The following is a 16,833-nucleotide window of genomic DNA, read 5'->3' as shown; positions in this document are numbered from 1 at the left end:
CCGGGCACCACGGAAGTGACCACAGATGAGCCTCGCCTGGGATATCCAAGAAGCCACCATCGACAGCGTTCAGCAGGCCTATCGCAACGGCACCGCAACGACGCGCGACGTCGTCCAGGCGTACCTCGACCGCATCGCGGCTCTCGACCAGGACGGGCCGCGGCTGAACTCGGTCATCACCGTGTCCGGCACCGCTCTCGACGACGCCGACGCCCTCGACCGCTCCTTCGCTCGGACCGGGGAGCTGGCAGGGCCCCTACACGGAGTGCCCGTCCTGGTGAAGGATCAGGCCGCGACCGCGGGGATGCGCACCACCTTCGGCAACAAGAACGCCGCGAACTACGTGCCCACCGAGGACGCAACCGCGATCAAGAAGCTCAAGGCCGCCGGCGCGATCATCCTGGGCAAGACGACGATGCCCGACTTCGCCACATCATGGTTCTCGACCTCCTCGGTCTCCGGGGTCACCAAGAACCCATACGACCTCACCCGGGATCCGGGCGGATCCAGCAGCGGTTCCGGAGCCGCCATCGCGGCAAATCTCGCCCTCGTCGGCATCGGAGAGGACACCGGCGGCTCGATCCGCCTCCCCGCCTCGTTCTGCAACCTCGTCGGCTTCCGCGTCACACCCGGCATGATCAGCCGCAACGGCATGTCTCCCCTGGTGGTACCGCAGGACACCGCCGGCCCGATGACCCGCACCGTGACAGACGCCGCCAAACTTCTCGACGTCCTGGTCGGCTACGACCCCACCGACGATTTCACCACGGTGGCTCGCCATCACCGCCACTCCGGTTCCTTCGCCGAGAACATCAAGGGCGCCACTGTGGTCGACAAGCGGATCGGCGTCCTGCGCAGCGCATTCGGCGACGCGAACGATTCCGCTGGAGCAGCCGTCAACGACGTCATCGACAACGCGCTCGTCGAGTTGGACGCCGCCGGCGCCGAACTGGTCGACATCGAGATCCCGAAGCTCGACCACTACGTCTCGTTCACCTCGCTCTACTTCACCCGCTCCCGCAACGACATGAACCGATTCTTCGCCGAAAACCCCGATATCGGGATCGCCGGCGTCGACGAGGTTCGCCGAAACGGCACGTACGACCCGCACCTCGACCTCTTCGAAGGCATCACCGACGGCCCCGCGGACCCCAAGTCCGATCCCGACTACCTCGACCGCGTCCTCGCACGCGAAGAGTTTGCGCGAATCGTCACGGCGCTGTTCGTCGAACGCGCTCTCGACGCCATCGTCTTTCCCGACGTGAAACTCCCGGCGCCCACGCACGACGACGTGCTCGGCGGCCGCTGGACCTGCCTTACCTATCCGACCAACACCGTCATCGCGTCCCAACTGCACTTCCCCGCAGTCTCGGTCCCTGCGGGATTCACCGCAGACGGACTCCCGGTCGGCCTGGAGATCATGTCCACCCGATTCGAAGAAACGACGCTGCTCCAGGTCGCCCGCGGGGTCGAACGGGTTCGCGACGCGCGCAGGGCCCCTTCCCTGGACGCTCCCACGGCAATGGGCGTCTGATGTCCATCACTCTCAACTCGGACATGGGCGAAGCGTTCGGCATTCACACTTTCGGGAACGACACCGCCCTGCTCGACTACGTCGACACCATCAACGTCGCCTGCGGGATGCACTCCGGAGACCCGAGCACCATGGCACACACTGTCAGAGCCGCGCTCGACGCGAACGTCACTATCGGCGCTCACCCCGGGCTACCCGACCCGGTGGGTTTCGGTCGTCGAGAAATGACGTTGACCGCAAACGAGATCCGGGATCTGATCCGCTACCAAGTTGGTGCCCTGACTGCATTTCTCGATGCAGTGGGCGCCCCGCTTCATCACATCAAACCGCACGGCGCTCTTTACGGGATGCTCTCGCGCAGCGAAGAGTTGATGGAATCCGCCTGCGATGTCGCCGAACAATACGGCGTCCCGATCCTCGGACTCCCCCACACCGCCCACCAGCGCGTGGCCGACCGCCGCGGCGTGGAATTCGTCGCCGAATTCTACGTCGATCTCGACTATAACGACGACGGCACCATCATCGTCAACCGGACCGCCGCCCCCCACGACCTCGTCCACATCGAGGCCAAAGCACGCCGGGCACTCGTCGACGGCAAGACGATGTCGATCCACGGCACCGAGATCGACGTCACCGTCGAGTCACTCTGTATCCACTCCGACCTGCGCAACGCACCGGACGTCGCGTCGCGACTTCGCACGCTGGTCGACCAGCACGCAGGCAGTACCTGAGCGCTCCCCTCGGAACGCACCGTGCAGGCGGCAACGGCTTCTTGCGAGCCTCACCTCGCCCAGTCCACCCGGGCGGCCAGTGCGTGCAGCGACCGTTTCCTGCTCGCGTTGGATTCCCCGACCCAGGCGATGCGTCCGTAGACGTATTCACGGAAATGCGGTCTGCCGTCACGATTCTGCGAATCGGGTGCGTAGCGAGCGCAATTGAAGAGCAGGGCTCTCAGGGCGTCGTATTCGGCGCGCGCCGCCTGCGGACGGGTGTTGACCACCAGGCCGGCGAACCAGCCATACCACTCTCACCTCTGCACCGTCGCACCTCGTGAGAATGCCACATGATCTCGGCCGTGCGGGCCCCTGTCGGTCTTGATGTCGAATCGAGCGACTCCGTCAGTCGGAGTGCGCAATCGACCCAGTCAGCGTGGGCACAGGGCGACGACGTCGACTTCGACCAGGAAGTCACCGAGATGCGATCCGACGGTGGTCCGCGCCGGGTACGGGTGCGAGACGAACTTCTGATAGGTCTCGTTGAAACCGGTGAAGTCTCGCGCCGGATTCTGCAGGTGGACGGTGGCTTTGACCACGTGTGAGAAGTCCGAGCCACACGATTCGAGTACGGCTGCCAGATTGCGCATCGCCTGTTCCGTTTGTTCTTCGATGGTGGTGCCGACGAGTTCCCACGTATCCGGGTGGTGGGGCGTCTGACCTGCCGTGTACAGGACCCCGTCGGCAATGATCGCCTGGGAGTAGTGCCCTGCAGGGCTGGGTGCATGTTCTGTGCTGACCTGTTGCCTGTTCATGTGGTTTCCTCAGTCCTGAATGTTCGTTGTTCTCGATCTCGGGCGGGCGGGTGAGGTGTTCACAGCACCTTCGAGAGAAACGCGCGGGTCCTCTCCTGTTGCGGGTTCCCCAGAACCTCGGACGGCGGGCCCGCCTCGACGACGACACCCTGGTCCATGAAGACGATCTGATCGCTGACCTCGCGGGCAAACCCCAACTCGTGGGTGACCACGACCATGGTCATACCGGCTTCCGCCAGGGACTTCATCACGTCCAGCACCTCACCGACGAGTTCCGGGTCGAGCGCTGAGGTCGGCTCGTCGAAGAGCAGCAACTTGGGCTTCATCGCCAGTGCGCGAGCAATCGCGATCCGCTGTTGCTGTCCCCCGGAGAGCTCCCGCGGGTATGCCTGACCTCGGTTCCCCAGCCCGACACGATCGAGAAGCACGTGCGCCTCCGCTGTCACCTCGTCGCGGGGTCGGCCGAGAACGTGGATCGGGGCTTCGACGATGTTCTCGAGAACGGTCATGTGCGGAAACAGGTTGAAGCGCTGAAACACCATCCCGGCATTCAGCCTGGACCGTGCCGTCTGCCGTGGCTTCATCTCGTGAAGCCGGCCATCGCGTTCCGAGTAGCCGATCAACTGTTGATCCACGTACAGGCGGCCCGCATCAACCTTCTCGAGGTGATTGATGCAGCGCAGGAACGTTGTCTTCCCGGATCCGGACGGTCCGATGAGGCAGGTCACCGAGCCGCGTTCGACACTGAGGTCGATGCCCTTGAGGATCTCGGTGGCACCGAACCTCTTCCGGACACCCTGTGCTTTCACCATGACGGTGTTCATTTCGCCCTTCCCAGTGCAAATCGACGGCGTGCGGGGGCTATCGACGCGGTGAAACCACGCGCGTAGTGTTTTTCGAGCTTGTCCTGGAAGAAGCTCAGTATGGTGGTCATCAGGAGATACCACAGGCTCGCGACGATGAGTAGCGGAATCGTCTGGTAATTCAGCGAATAGATGATCTGCGCGGAGTACAGCAGATCGGAGATCGCCAGAACGCTGACGAGGGTTGTCCCTTTCAGCATCGAGATCACCTGGTTCCCCGTCGGCGGGAGCACCACACGCATGGCCTGGGGAAGAATGACCCGGCGCATCAGCTGAGTCTTGTTCATTCCCAGCGCCTGAGCCGCGTCGTACTGGCCGTTGTCCACCGATCCGATGCCACCGCGGATGATCTCTGCCATGTAGGCCGCTTCGTTCAGCGACAACCCGAGGAGGGCGGCCCCGAGTGGCGTGATCAGCGTGTTGACGGAACCGATCATGAATTCGGGTCCCCCGAACGGGATTCCGATCAAGATGGTGGGATACAGGGCTGCGATGTTGTACCAGAAGATCAGTTGGACGAGGAGCGGAGTTCCCCGGAAGAACCAGATGTAGCCCCGGCTGATCGAATTGACGATCGGGTTGTCCGACAGTCGCATGACAGCAAGAAGCGTTCCGAGCGAAATCCCGGCGGTCATCGAGACTATCGTCAGGATGATCGTCAGAACTACGCCTCGAAGTATCTCCGGGGCAAAGAGATAAGACGACACGACAGTCCAATGGAATCGGTCGTTGGTTGCGACGTTCCACGTCACCGCCACGGCGACGATGAGCAGCGCCAGTCCGAACGTCTGTCGCACAGGATGTTTGAGCGGCACAACCGGGATGGACGTGTCCGGGGACGCCGATACCGCGGACGGTGGAGGAAAGGCGTCTCGCGAGGCCAATTGGTGCATGGTAGGTCTCCTTATTGAGCCGCGTTGACGCGTGCTCGAGTGATCATCGCGGACTCCGAACCGTATTTTCCGAGGACTTCCCTGTACGCATCGCTGGCGATGACGGCGTCGAGTGCCGCGGACACGGCGTCGACGAGTGCGGGTTCCTTGGTCACGCCGACGGCGACGGGGGCGTAATCGAATGTGTCCGACAACTCGAGGGCGGGATTGTTCGCCGTGGCGTACGAGAGGATCGGGGAATCTGCCAGGACGGCGTCCTGCCGGCCACTGGTCAACGCAGAAATCGCCTGCCGCGTGTCCTGGAACTGGCCGGTCTGGATCGGCGGCTTACCGGCGGCCGCGCAGTCTTGCTCATAGGCCGGAATGTTGACGGTGAGCTGATACGAGCCCGTCAGGACGCCGACCCTCTTGCCGCACAGGGTGTCCTTCGTGACGGGCTCCCCTCCCTTCGCGACGACGATGGCGTTTCCCACCTGCATGTAGTCGACGAAATCCATTGCCGCCATCCGCTTGGTGGTGGGCGTCATCGAGGACACCGTCATGTCGTAACGTCCGGCTGCGATCCCGGGAATGATCGAGTCGAAATTGACGACCTTGATGTCGACGTCCAGGTTCAGGGCCTTTCCGATGAGTCTCGCGATGTCGGGGTTCGTGCCCGTCATGTAGCGGGTGCCCTCCGAATAGAACTGGGTGGGAGGTTCATTCGTCGGGATCGCGACCCGCAGTGTGTGCCGTGCGGTCACCGAGCCGGGCAGCAGTGCGACTGCCGCTTCGTTCACCGCGAGTGACGGCGTGCTGCCGTCCTCGACAGGAGCCGAGGCCGGCGGGTCCGCAAATTCCTCGAGCCGGCCGCAGCCGATCGTGGAGAAGAGGAGGGCGGCGAGTGCGCCGGCACACAGAAGCCGGTGAGAGTAGCCTCCGGGAGTCCTCGTCATGACGAGGACTTCTGCTTCGGTGTGGCCGCGTGCGGTCCGGTGGATGCGTGCGTCGAGCGGGCGAACGCGGCATGGCGGTTCCGAACGAGGGACGGCCCGTTGTCCTGCAGTTCCTTGATGCTCGAGACCCCCAGCAGCATCATCGTCCGGGTCATCTCCTCCGCGAAGATCCGCAGCACGTGCGCGACACCCTCCTGGCCCGCCGCCGCGAGGCCGTAAAGGTACGGGCGGCCGATCGCACACGCATTCACCCCCAGCGCCAGCGCCTTGATCGCGTCCGAGCCGCGGCGGATGCCGCCGTCGACGATGATCTCGACCCGACCGTTCACGCGTTCGACGATCTCCGGCAGCACGTCCATCGGAGAGGCCATGTGATCGAGTTGCCGTCCACCGTGGTTGCTGACCTGGATGGCGTCGATCCCGATGTCGGCGGCGATCGCCGCGTCGTCGGCGCTGACGCACCCCTTGAGGACGATCGGACCGCTCCATCGGGAGCGCAGGTCGCAGAGGGTGTCCCAGTCGGTGGGCTCGTAGGAACCCGACAGCAGAGTTCGCCACATATCCGGCGTGCTCGCCAGCGGCCCCGCCGCGATGGTCCCGTCGAGATTGGGGAAGGCGATCGCGTCGTTGCGCAGAAATCTCCACGCCCACACGGGATGTAGTGCCCCTTCGATGACCGTCCGCGGTTTCAGGGACGGGGGTGCCGTGAAGCCGTTGCGGTAGTCGCGTTCGCGATGACCGATCGCTCGGCAATCGACGTTGACCAGCAGGGCCTCGTATCCCGCGTTCGCTGTCCGGTCGAGCATCGCCTGGAGCATGCCCTTGTCCGCCATCGGTTCGATGTTGAACCAGCGACGAAGGCTCGGGGTCTGCGCGCTGACCAATTCCATCGGCGTCGTACTCAGGTGCGCCAGACCGTATGGGACATTCGCGGCGAGAGCAGCACGCGCCGCACCGATTTCGCCCTCCGGGTGAAAGAGGCGTGTTCCCCCGGTGGGCGAGAGCATCAACGGCATGGCAACCGGCTTGCCCAGGAGGGTCGACGCCAGGTCGAGGTTCTCCACCGCGCCCCACCGGGGCACGAACGACCAGTCGTCGAACGAGGAACGATTGCGGCGGACCGACGCTTCGTCTTCGCCGCCGCCCTCGATGTAGTCGAAGATGCTCAGCGGGAGACGCGCGGCGGCCATCTTTCGTACGTCTTCGATGCTGTGGCATCGCCGTGCAAGCCGTTGCGACGCGGACCGAGCGGGGCCCTCGACATTCACTAACGACCTGATATCTCTGAGTTTCATCGGGACTCCTCGAAGTGGTGCTGACACCCGGTGCGCGGGGTGGAACCAATAGTGATCCAGACCTCACCCGGTTGATATGGAGGAGTTTCCAATCTGTGAAGTGATGCTTGTAAGATCTTCCAAATGCACCCATCGGAGGAGTTGGCGCGGCACGGCGACGCGACACCTGTGCCGATCGCGCTGTCGGCGTGGACAGACTTGGTGCAGGAAGATTTACTGCACGCGAATCCGACGGCAGAGAACCTTCGCCGTCCCGTCGCCGACGTGCAGCTCTACGACGCACTCGACGACCAGGCGAACGTGAGGAACACCGTCGTCCTTGCGATGGGGGTGTCCTGCGGGTCGGCCGGATTCGAGCGAGTGCTCGTCCACGCCGCCGACGGCGAGGCCGCCGCCGTGATCGTCAAAGCACGAGGAACGCCGATCGAGGACCTGCGGGCCGCGTCCAGTCGTCACGACGTTCCCGTGCTCGTCGTCGGCGACGACGCGGATTGGACACGACTGATCGCGATGGCGCGCACAGCGGTCGCGGGTGCTGCGGTCGATTCGGTGTCGGGCGTGCGTCTGGGCGATCTGTTCGCCTTCGCCAACGCCGTGGCCTCGATAGCCAATGGAGCGGCCAGCATCGTCGATCCTTCGGGCCGCATCCTCGGATACTCGACGGTGCCGGGCCAGCCGATCGATGACCTTCGGCGCGAGACGACGCTGACCCTGCAGGAGCGGACACCTCCAGCCCTCGACGCCGATTTCAAGGTCGTCTACTCCTCCACTGCCGCACTGTTCGTGCAGTCGCCCAGCGGGATCGCGGACCGGCTGGCGCTCGCGGTCCGGGCGGGCGGGGAACTGCTCGGATCGATCTGGATCATCGATCCCGGAAGTGAACGCCGCCAACCCGCCCTCGATGCGCTCGACAGGCTGGCTCCACTGGCCGGACTGCACATGCTTCATGCCCGATCCGCTTCCGATTTCACCGAGCGACGAAACGCCGATCTCATGCGCACGTTGATGGACGATCCGGCCCAGGCCTCGTTCGCTGCCGCACAACTCGGTCTAGAGTTCACCGACGGATTCGCCATCGCGGCGTTCGCCCTCGCCCACCCGAACGCCGGCAGCCTCGACGCCATGCGCGAGCAACATCGGCTACTGCAGCTCGTGACCGTCACGTGCAACGTCCAGTTCCGCAGTGCGTACAGCGCCCTGATCGACTCGGTTGTATATGCCCTGCTGCCCTGCGCGGGCGACTCTCCCCGTGCAGCCCACCGTCGCGTCATTCGTGACATCGGCTCCTACGCAACGACGATCAGCGCGCATCCCGTCGTCGCGGCAGTGGGCGGAATCGCCGCGCAGATCAGCGAGTTACCTCGATCCCGGACCGAGGCGGTGCGCACATTGCAGTATCTGATGCACCAGCAGTCGGTCACGCGAGAGAATCCGACACCTCGAGCCCCGGCAGCGGCTGTGTTCGAAGACTATTGGACCGAGCTCAACCTCCTGGAGATCGGTAAGTACATCGCCGAGAAGCATCTCGACAAGTTCGACGTCATCGATGCGATCCGGGCGTACGACGCCACCCATCACACCGACTTTCTGATCACCCTGCGTGCGTACTTCGATTCGAACGCGAACGTGTCCAAAGCGGCGGACCGAATGCATGTCCACGGCAATACCATTCGGTACCGGATCACCCGTCTCGCCGAAGAGTTTCAGATCGACTTCGACAATCCGACCACGCGGCTATGGCTGTGGCTCCGACTGGTTTCGACAGACCTGAGGTGAGTGGACGCATGCGGGTCGGGTCCCGCCTCGCACACCTGCTTTCGACGCCCTGCTCATTCGACCGTCGCTCGCTGACGAAACCGGGCGGTGAGTAGCGCGGCGGCGAGTGCTGCCGCCAGAACGATGCCCGAAGCGACGAGCAATGCCAGGTGGTAGCCATCGGAAAGCAGTGGCGTGACGATGAGCGGGCCCGCGATCTGACCGAGGCTGTATCCGGTTGTCAGGATCGCGACCGCGCGTGGGAACTGGAGGTGAGCGCCGATCGTCAACGACATCTGACTGATGCCGAGGAATGTTCCCCCGAACAGGAAGGCGGAGACCAGGGCGGGCCAGATGCCGTCTGCCACCGCGGGCAACGCGATGCCGGCGGCCTGAACGACGAGGGCGATCACCAGCAGGATCGGGCGGGACCATCGTAGGCCGAGCGACGCCCAGAGTGGAGCGGACGGTAGCGCCGCCAGCCCGACGATCACCCAGGCGCCACTGCCGGCGAAGCTGCCTGCGGTGTGGTCGATCGCTGCGACGAGAAAGGTGCCGGCAATGATGTATCCGACGCCCTCGAGGGAGTAGCTGATGAAGAGCGCACTGAACCGGCGGTGCCCCTGCGTGCGCGACCGTCTGCGCTCGGCCGCCGGCGCCGTCGGAGCGCGTTCCGGTGTGAGAGTCCACGCCGCGAGGGTGCAGATCAGGGTCAGCAGTGCGGCCGCCCACCACACGGATCCCCACGTGCTCATCGACCGCAAGGCGAGGACCACGAGCCCGGAGAGGGCAATACCTGCTCCGATTCCGCCGAACGCCCAACCCGACAGGTGTGCCGCGTGCCCACTCAGAGTGGAATGTATGGCGCTGACAGCGATGACGAAGACCATCGCACTGGTAGCACCCGCAACACAACGCAGTACGGCCCAGGCGGTTTCGTTCGATGTCACCGGCATGAGCGCCAGCGTGGCGGTCAGGATCAGCAGCGAGACACGCATGACTGCCGCCGAACGCACCAAGGCGGGTAGGACGATTCCGGCCAGCGCCCCGACGAGGTAGCCGAGATAGTTCGCCGTCGCCAGAGCGGCGCCCGCCGACGGTGTCAATCCTGCCTGGGCCTCCATCAGAGGGAGAACAGGTGTGTAGACGAACCGTCCGATGCCCATGCTGGCCGCCAATGCAGCCCCGACCTGGCCGACCGTCACCCACGGCGACGTCGGCGTGGGGCATGCGACGAGCTCCTCGGCACCGTGTACTGCGTTCATGCGTTCTCTCTCAGAAATATTCGGTCGGCAGGCGTGCGGGCCGCTCTAGCGAGCCACGGATTTCAGGGAGGCCGGGCGGCTGGACTCGTGGGTGTGGAACAGGAAACGCGACATGGCAGGGGTCATGGTGGAGTCCGCGCGGCGGATGAACAGGGTTTCCGCGCGCGAGTCGGCCGGCGCGAGGTGGTGCACCTTCAAGGCCGCCGTCAGCGGCGACGTGGTCACCACGCCCAGCGGCAGCAGGGTCACGCCCATTCCCGCAGCCGCGCACCCGAGGATGCCCTCGAGAGTTCCGAACTCGAGGATGTCCGGGCCCGGCACTCCGTGCTGCTCGAAGAGCCGCTCGAGGCGGGCCCGGTAGGCGCAGCCGGCCCGGAGGACGAGAACCTTGTGCCGCCGGCCATCGGCCATGATGGAGTCCAGATCGGCCACGCGAACGCCGCTCACCAGCACGAGTTGCTCGATGAAGACCTGCTCGGAGACCAGGTCCGGGTGCCGCACCGGTCCACAGACGAAAGCGCCGTCGAGTCGATGCTCGATCACCTGGGTGGTCAGCGCGTCCGTGGTGTCGGTCGCCAAGGTGAAGTCGACTCGGGGGCACTCCTCGCTGAACGCTGCCAGCACCCCGGGAAGCCGCAATCCCGCGGTGGTCTCCATGGAGCCGATCGCCAGTCGTCCGCCCGGATCTCGATCGTCGCTGACGACCTGCGTGACTTCCCGCACGAGCTGAGTGATCTGTTCGGCATAGGGCAGCAGACGTTCGCCGGGGTTCGTCAGGGTCACCCCACGGGCATGGCGGCGGAACAGTTCCACTCCGAGTTCGTCTTCGAGCGCGCGGATCCGCGAGCTGATGTTCGACTGAACCGTCAGAAGTTCCTTCGATGCCCGGGAAATTCCGCCGGCGCGGGCCACGGCCAGGAAGAAGTTCAGATCGCCGATGTCCATGAGAATTACCGTGCTTCACTCCACAGGTCCCGAACGATCTCCCCTGCCGGGGCCGAACGGGCACTGCGATAGCCGACACCGGCCCAGAGGGCGAGTCCGTGCGGGTCGCCGGCGGCGCCTGCTGCGGCTCGCAGCCCACTGGTCAGCAGGTGTACCTGTGGATATGCCGCCACCGCGTGAGCATCGAAGTCGGTGATGAAATCGTTGACCAGGCCACGCGCGGGACGACCGGAGAACGCGCGGGTGACGACGGTGTCGGTGAAGCGGGCGTCGTGCAACGCGGCGCGGTGCGCGGGTTTGGTCCCTGCCTCGTCGGCGTCGAGGAGAGCGGTGCCGATCTGGACGGCGGTGGCACCGGCCGCGAGTGCCGCCGCGACGTCTGATCCGGTCGCTATCCCGCCCGCCGCGATGAGGGGAAGGTCGATTGCCGAACGGGCCGCCTCCACCAAGTCCCTCGTCGAACGTGGGTCCGGCTCGGCGTCGGGGTCGAGCGTCGCTCGGTGCCCGCCCGCGTCCACTCCTTGCAGACCTATCGCGTCGACGCCCACCCGAGCGGCCGAGCGCGCCTCGTCGACATCGGACACCGTGGCCACCACGGCGCTGCCGGCGTCGTGTAACCGATCGACGACGTCCCGCGGCGGAAGCCCGAAGGTGAACGACACCACGGGAACGGCCCGCTCGACCGCGAGGTCGACCTTGGTGTCGAAGGCGTCGTCGTCGAAGTCGACGACCTCCGGCAGCGACACCTGCCTGCGTTCGGCGAGCGGCTGCAGCAACGACCGGTAGGCTTCCACCGCTGCACGGTCGGCCAGGGGGTGGCCGGGCACGAAAATATTGAGTCCGAACGGTGCACTCGTCAGCGCGCGGACCGAATCGACCTCACGTCGAACCGCATCGACGGTCTTGTACCCGGCCGCAAGGAAACCGAGGCCACCGGCGGACGAGACCGCGGCAACGAGCTCGGGTGTGCTCGGTCCTCCTGCCATGGGCGCCCCGATGATGGGAATTCGGAGGCCGTCCTCGAGATCGAACACCAGGATCCTTTCGGTCGATGTGTGCGTGGTCTTTCCGTTCCTCATCGTGCACCGCCGCATTGCGGAGCGGAAATGCCTAATCGGCCGGATCTATGCTTGGGAGTTATGTCCATCGAACTGCGGCATCTGCGGGCGGCCGTCGCGATCGCCGAGGCAGGCTCGTTCACCGCCGCAGCGAACGCACTCCACATCACCCAGCCGGCGCTCACCCGAACGGTGCAGCAGCTCGAGACCTCGCTCGGCGTGCGATTGTTCGACCGGACCTCGCGGGCACTTGCCCTCACCGAGGACGGTGCCGGGTTCGTCGAGAAGGTGCGCGTCATCCTCGGCGATCTCGATTCCGCGGTTGCGCTGTACACCAACCGATCCCTCGTCCTCGGCTTCAGTTGGCTCCTCCCCGATCCGTGGGCGCAGCAGGTGATCGACGACGTCGAGAAGAATTCCCGCGCCACCGTCGTTCCGCGACGCTACGACGACCCCGTTGCCGCACTGAACAACGCCACCGTGGACGCTGCCGTCGTCCGCCGGGATGTTCCCGGCGACGAGTTCGTGCAGCATCCGCTGTTCGAGGAGCAGCGGATCGCGGCGGTCTCGACGGCGTCGCCGCTCGCGACCCGAGAATCGATCGACTGGGCCGAGTTCGGAACGCTTCCCCTGGTCATCAATACCCTCAGCGGCACCACATCCGAAGACCTGTGGCCGAATCACGACGGCCCGGTGGTGACGTGCTCGAACTTCGACGACTGGCTCGAGTTGATCGCCGCCGATCGGGGTGTCGGCACGGTTCCCGAAGTTGCCCGCAGGCGGGTAACCCATCGGAACGTCCAGTTCATCCCGCTGGTCGGTGCGCCGCCCGCGGTCGTGAGGTTCGTGTACCGCCGCAACCGGGTGACACCGCTGCTGCGGGCACTGCGGGACGCCGCGATCCGGCACTCTCCGCCACCCGGCAGTGCCGCCGTCGGTCAACACGACTGATCGTCGTCGGTGTGCAGGCGTAGCCGGGCGACTTCCCGCTCCAGTTCTGCATTGCGGGATCGCAGGACTTCGATCTCTTCTTGTACACCCTTGCGGGCCAACGCGAGCGACTCCTGCATCCGGGCCTCGCCGTACTTCGGCGGGATGTTCTTCGTGCAGTTCCGGTCGAGGGCCTCGACGTGGATGACGAACGCGCGATCGCATCCGGCCGTACCTGGCCCGCCGGGTGTGGTGAGGAGCCGGGCGATGAGATCCGGGTCGTCGGGTTCGGCACGTGCACGAAGCCGGGCGGGCCGCCTCGGTGTTGGATATAGGGCCACCCGGAGGGCGTCACGGTAAGATCAGCCCGGCGAGGACGTTCCCGGTCGCGGAGTTGAGCGAGAGCGCCACCAGAGGGGTGAAGCCACCGAACATGCCGGTCCCGATGTGGTACGCCAGCGACAGTCCGGTGTAGCGGATCTGTGGTGGGAACAGCTCGGACAGGAATGCCGCGGTGGGCCCGTAGACCATGGTGACGAAGATGACCTGAAACCGTCAGCGGCACCATCATCTGGATGTGGTGGCCCTCGACCGCGGCGTCCCGGATCCACAGGAACAGCGGGAGGTAGCCGACTGCCGAAAGCACCAAGCCGCACAGGATGATCCGAGTCCGTCCATATCTGTCGGACATCTTGCCGAAGATGACGAAGAACGGCGTCGCGATGACCAGGGCGATTCCGACGGAGACATTCGCGGTGAGAAAGTCGGTCTTCAAGATCGTCTGCAGGAAGTACAGCGTGTAGAACTGCCTGGTGTACCAGGCAACTCCCAGCCCGGCCGTGACTCCGAAGAGCACCACGAGCAGCAACGCGAAGGCCGGCTTGTGCGCAACCGCATCCTTGATCGGTGAACGCGAGAGGTTTCCACTTCGTCGCATCTCCTCGAATACCGGCGATTCGTGCATCTTCATGCGGATCTTCAGCGAGAACAGCACCAGGACCGCGGACAGGAGGAAGGGAATTCGCCAGCCCCACACACTGAATGCCTGCTCGCCCAACCCGACCCGGCAGAGCACGATGACGCCGATCGACAGGAGGAGGCCGCCGGTCGCGGTGGTCTGGAGAACACTCGTGAGTGCTCCGCGCTTCTTCTCCGGTGAATTCTCCGCGATGCAGACGACTGCGCCCCCGTACTCTCCGCCGATCGCGAGACCCTGCAGCAGCCGCAACGTCACCAGCAGTATCGGCGCCAGAATCCCGATGTGGTCATAGGTGGGCATCAGTCCGAGCATCGTGGTGGCGCCACCCATGATGAGCAACGTCGTCATGAACGTCTTCTTACGTCCGAGCGGTCCCCCATTCTGCCGAACACCATGGCGCCGATGGGTCGTACGACGAAGCCCGTCCCGAAGACAGCAATCGTGACGAGAAGTGCTGCGGTTCCGTTTCCTTCGGGAAGGAACATCCCGGAGAACACGACTGCGAGACTGCCGTAGATGTAGAAGTCGTACCATTCGATCAACGTTCCGACGCTCGACGCGCTGATGATCTTGCGAAGGCTGCTGTTCGCAACCCCGCTCGCGAGAGCGGGTGGTGAAACGGACTGGCTGGTGGTCATGGGGAATCCTTCTTCGGGACGCGCGGGTTGAGGGTTTGCGAGGTAGCACCGATGAGGCGCTAGTGTCCTGAGTCATAAATAAGCCATCGGTTGTTAAGATTGGTCATGGCAACTCGTGGTCCGCGACCGACGGAGATTGTGCTGACCGAGGCCGAACGCGTAGAACTCGAGGGGTGGTCGCGGCGACGCAAGACCGCTGCAGGTTTGGCAGTAAGGTCGCGAATCATTCTCGCTGCCGCCGATGGTGGATCGAATACCGAAGTGGCGCAGAGGTTGGGGTTGAACCGAGGCACGGTGCGGCGGTGGCGCGACAGGTTCGTCGAGGACCGATGCGACGGGTTGCTCGACGAACCACGCCCGGGCCGTCCGCGGACGATCGACGACGACAAGATCAAGGATCTGATTACCTCGACCCTCGAAACGACACCGAAGAATGCCACACACTGGTCCACACGATCAATGGCAGAGCATCTCGATATTTCGCAATCGACGGTCTCGAGAGTGTGGCGCGCGTTCGGTTTGGCCCCGCACAAACAAGACTCGTGGAAACTGTCGAAGGATCCACTGTTCACCGAGAAGGTCCGTGACGTCGTCGGCCTGTACATGAACCCGCCCGAGCGGGCTCTGGTGCTCTGCGTCGACGAAAAAACTCAGATCCAAGCACTGGACCGGACCCAACCGATATTCCCGATGCTTCCCACCACCCCGCAACGCGCCAGTCACGACTACGTCCGCAATGGCACCTCGAGCCTGTACGCTGCTCTAGACATCGCCTCAGGGAAGGTGATCGGATCACTCCATTCACGCCACCGCGCACAAGAATTCATCGCATTTCTTCGCAAGATCGACGCTCAGGTGCCCGACGATCTCGATGTCCACCTCGTGATGGACAATGCATCGACCCACAAGACTCCCGCGGTCAAACGATGGCTCCTCGCGCACCCGCGCTTCGTCATCCACTTCACACCGACCAGCTCATCGTGGATGAACCTCGTCGAACGCTGGTTCGCCGAACTGACCACCAAGAAGCTCCAACGCTCCACCCATACCTCGGTCCAACAGCTCAACAAAGACATCCGAGCATGGATCGAGACCTGGAACGACAACCCCAGACCTTACGTCTGGGTCAAGACCGCCGACCAGATCCTCGACTCCATCGCACACTACTGCGCCAGAATTAAAGACTCAGGACACTAGGAGCCGATCGCCGCCAGGTCGTGGGAAGTGCGTCCCAGGATGGCGGCGGCGGTCTCGACCATGTCATCGACGATCGACGCCTTCACTGCTGACCGGAACTGCTCCTGCTTCTCCGGAAGCACGCCCCGGAGGCCGGACTCGTCGCCGTGCCATCGACGGATGAAGTCGTTGTGCAGGACTCGGCCCGTGTATCGAGTCGGCCAGGGGCTTCTCACGCACGATGTCGAAGGCGCTCTGCCTGATCGTGTCGTCCCCACTCGCCCGGGGGGCACGGTGCTGGGCCGCACGGGGAATCGCCGCCTCCTCCGCCGCCCAGAACCTGGTCCCGACGAGGGCACCGGCCGCTCCGAGCGCGAGCACGGCCGCCAGGCCACGGCCGTCGCCGATTCCACCGGCCGCCAGCAGCATCACATCCGGGGCCTCCCGCCCGAGAAAGTCGGAGATCTCCGGCACCAGAGTGAACGTCGATCGGGTTCCTGTTCCATGGCCACCCGCCTCACCTCCTCGAGCAGCGATGACGCTCGCACCTACCGCCACCGCGCGGCGCGCTTGTTCGAGATTGTGCACCTGGCAGATCAGCGGGATTCCCGCGGCACGAATCGCAGGCGCATGCGGTGCCGGGTCGATGAGGGAGAGGAATATGGCCGCCGGCCGGAAGCCGATCGTCTTCTCGAGGAGTTACGGTTGCTACGCCATGGACCAGGTGATGAAGCCACAGCCGACCGCGCCGGTCGTCACGCGGTCGAACTGATCGCGGAGCCAGGACTCGTCGCCGTATCCGCCCCCGATCAATCCCAGCCCACCCGCCTCGGCCACGGCAGACGCCAATCGCCAATCGGAGACGTAATCCATCGGTGCAAGGACGATGGGGTGTTCGATTCCGAATTTCTCGGTCCGACGGTTCCGTAAGCGCATGCTGGGCTCCTCCACAAATTTCCGACGTGTCGCAGTGGTGTGCACGTGCTGCACGTCACACCGCGGTCCGACCATTGGTAGCGCCGCGGTCGGGCAGAGGTGA

15 protein-coding genes and 2 pseudogenes are annotated in these 16,833 nt (G+C 64.6%); 5 read left to right on the top strand and 12 right to left on the bottom strand.

Annotation, left to right across the window (positions count from 1 at the left end; genetic code table 11):
• The first annotated feature begins 25 nt into the window (after positions 1-25).
• Both JVH1_RS33915 and pxpA read left to right on the top strand, forming a co-directional pair.
• Positions 26-1,534: an amidase gene (locus tag JVH1_RS33915; protein WP_009473441.1), complete on the top strand. Its 1,509-nt coding sequence runs from the start codon at positions 26-28 to the stop codon at positions 1,532-1,534.
• Positions 1,534-2,265, top strand: a complete 732-nt coding sequence (pxpA, locus tag JVH1_RS33910; RefSeq protein WP_009473442.1) for a 5-oxoprolinase subunit PxpA — start codon at positions 1,534-1,536, stop codon at positions 2,263-2,265. Before JVH1_RS33915 ends, pxpA begins: the two co-directional genes overlap by 1 nt.
• A gap of 50 nt (positions 2,266-2,315) precedes the next feature.
• On the opposite strand, the gene JVH1_RS33905 is transcribed toward pxpA, so the two are convergent.
• The 6 genes from JVH1_RS33905 to JVH1_RS33880 form a co-directional block, all read right to left on the bottom strand.
• Positions 2,316-2,534 (bottom strand): hypothetical protein, encoded by a 219-nt coding sequence (locus JVH1_RS33905; RefSeq protein WP_009473443.1) that lies wholly within the window; start codon positions 2,532-2,534, stop codon positions 2,316-2,318.
• 144 nt (positions 2,535-2,678) lie between these two features.
• Entirely contained in the window at positions 2,679-3,062 is a 384-nt protein-coding gene (locus JVH1_RS33900) for a RidA family protein (RefSeq protein WP_009473444.1), read from the bottom strand.
• 59 nt (positions 3,063-3,121) lie between these two features.
• The gene (locus JVH1_RS33895; RefSeq protein WP_009473445.1) at positions 3,122-3,886 is read right to left on the bottom strand and encodes an amino acid ABC transporter ATP-binding protein; all 765 of its coding nucleotides are present in this window, start codon (positions 3,884-3,886) and stop codon (positions 3,122-3,124) included.
• Positions 3,883-4,818, bottom strand: coding sequence for an amino acid ABC transporter permease (locus tag JVH1_RS33890; RefSeq protein ID WP_009473446.1), 936 nt, complete (start codon positions 4,816-4,818; stop codon positions 3,883-3,885). The genes JVH1_RS33895 and JVH1_RS33890 overlap by 4 nt, the downstream gene beginning before the upstream one ends.
• Positions 4,819-4,829: 11 nt before the next feature.
• Positions 4,830-5,753: a transporter substrate-binding domain-containing protein gene (locus tag JVH1_RS33885; protein ID WP_009473447.1), complete on the bottom strand. Its 924-nt coding sequence runs from the start codon at positions 5,751-5,753 to the stop codon at positions 4,830-4,832.
• Entirely contained in the window at positions 5,750-6,943 is a 1,194-nt protein-coding gene (locus tag JVH1_RS33880; RefSeq protein ID WP_009473448.1) for an alpha-hydroxy acid oxidase, read from the bottom strand. Before JVH1_RS33880 ends, JVH1_RS33885 begins: the two co-directional genes overlap by 4 nt.
• A gap of 228 nt (positions 6,944-7,171) precedes the next feature.
• Here JVH1_RS33880 and JVH1_RS33875 point away from each other — a divergent pair, with 228 nt between their 5' ends.
• The gene (locus JVH1_RS33875; protein WP_009473449.1) at positions 7,172-8,824 is read left to right on the top strand and encodes a CdaR family transcriptional regulator; all 1,653 of its coding nucleotides are present in this window, start codon (positions 7,172-7,174) and stop codon (positions 8,822-8,824) included.
• A 53-nt stretch (positions 8,825-8,877) separates the two neighbouring features.
• Here JVH1_RS33875 and JVH1_RS33870 read toward each other — a convergent pair whose 3' ends face one another.
• The 3 genes from JVH1_RS33870 to JVH1_RS33860 are packed head-to-tail and all read right to left on the bottom strand — an operon-like array spanning position 8,878 to position 12,047.
• On the bottom strand, positions 8,878-10,068 hold the full coding sequence (locus JVH1_RS33870) for a YbfB/YjiJ family MFS transporter (protein WP_009473450.1): 1,191 nt from the start codon (positions 10,066-10,068) through the stop codon (positions 8,878-8,880).
• 45 nt (positions 10,069-10,113) lie between these two features.
• The gene (locus JVH1_RS33865; RefSeq protein WP_009473451.1) at positions 10,114-11,013 is read right to left on the bottom strand and encodes a LysR substrate-binding domain-containing protein; all 900 of its coding nucleotides are present in this window, start codon (positions 11,011-11,013) and stop codon (positions 10,114-10,116) included.
• A 5-nt stretch (positions 11,014-11,018) separates the two neighbouring features.
• Positions 11,019-12,047, bottom strand: a complete 1,029-nt coding sequence (locus JVH1_RS33860; RefSeq protein ID WP_009473452.1) for a nitronate monooxygenase family protein — start codon at positions 12,045-12,047, stop codon at positions 11,019-11,021.
• Between the two features lie 105 nt (positions 12,048-12,152).
• On the opposite strand from JVH1_RS33860, the gene JVH1_RS33855 reads away from it, so the two are divergent.
• Positions 12,153-13,022, top strand: a complete 870-nt coding sequence (locus JVH1_RS33855) for a LysR family transcriptional regulator (protein ID WP_009473453.1) — start codon at positions 12,153-12,155, stop codon at positions 13,020-13,022.
• Here JVH1_RS33855 and JVH1_RS33850 read toward each other — a convergent pair.
• Entirely contained in the window at positions 13,010-13,342 is a 333-nt protein-coding gene (locus tag JVH1_RS33850; protein ID WP_009473454.1) for a hypothetical protein, read from the bottom strand. The genes JVH1_RS33855 and JVH1_RS33850 overlap by 13 nt on opposite strands.
• A gap of 13 nt (positions 13,343-13,355) precedes the next feature.
• Positions 13,356-14,618, bottom strand: a pseudogene (locus JVH1_RS33845) (MFS transporter); the annotation flags it as partial.
• Between the two features lie 105 nt (positions 14,619-14,723).
• Between JVH1_RS33845 and JVH1_RS33840 the strand changes: the two are divergent.
• Positions 14,724-15,815, top strand: coding sequence for an IS630 family transposase (locus tag JVH1_RS33840; RefSeq protein ID WP_043783116.1), 1,092 nt, complete (start codon positions 14,724-14,726; stop codon positions 15,813-15,815).
• Here JVH1_RS33840 and JVH1_RS33835 read toward each other — a convergent pair.
• A pseudogene (locus JVH1_RS33835) lies at positions 15,812-16,730 on the bottom strand (nitronate monooxygenase). The gene JVH1_RS33840 and the pseudogene JVH1_RS33835 overlap by 4 nt on opposite strands.
• Positions 16,731-16,833: the final 103 nt, after the last annotated feature.

Origin of the sequence: Rhodococcus sp. JVH1 (assembly GCF_000280725.2) — a bacterium.
GTDB lineage: Bacteria > Actinomycetota > Actinomycetes > Mycobacteriales > Mycobacteriaceae > Rhodococcus_F > Rhodococcus_F jostii_A.
Note: the sequence above shows the minus strand (reverse complement) of the source record. Positions and strands in the feature narration are given on the sequence as shown.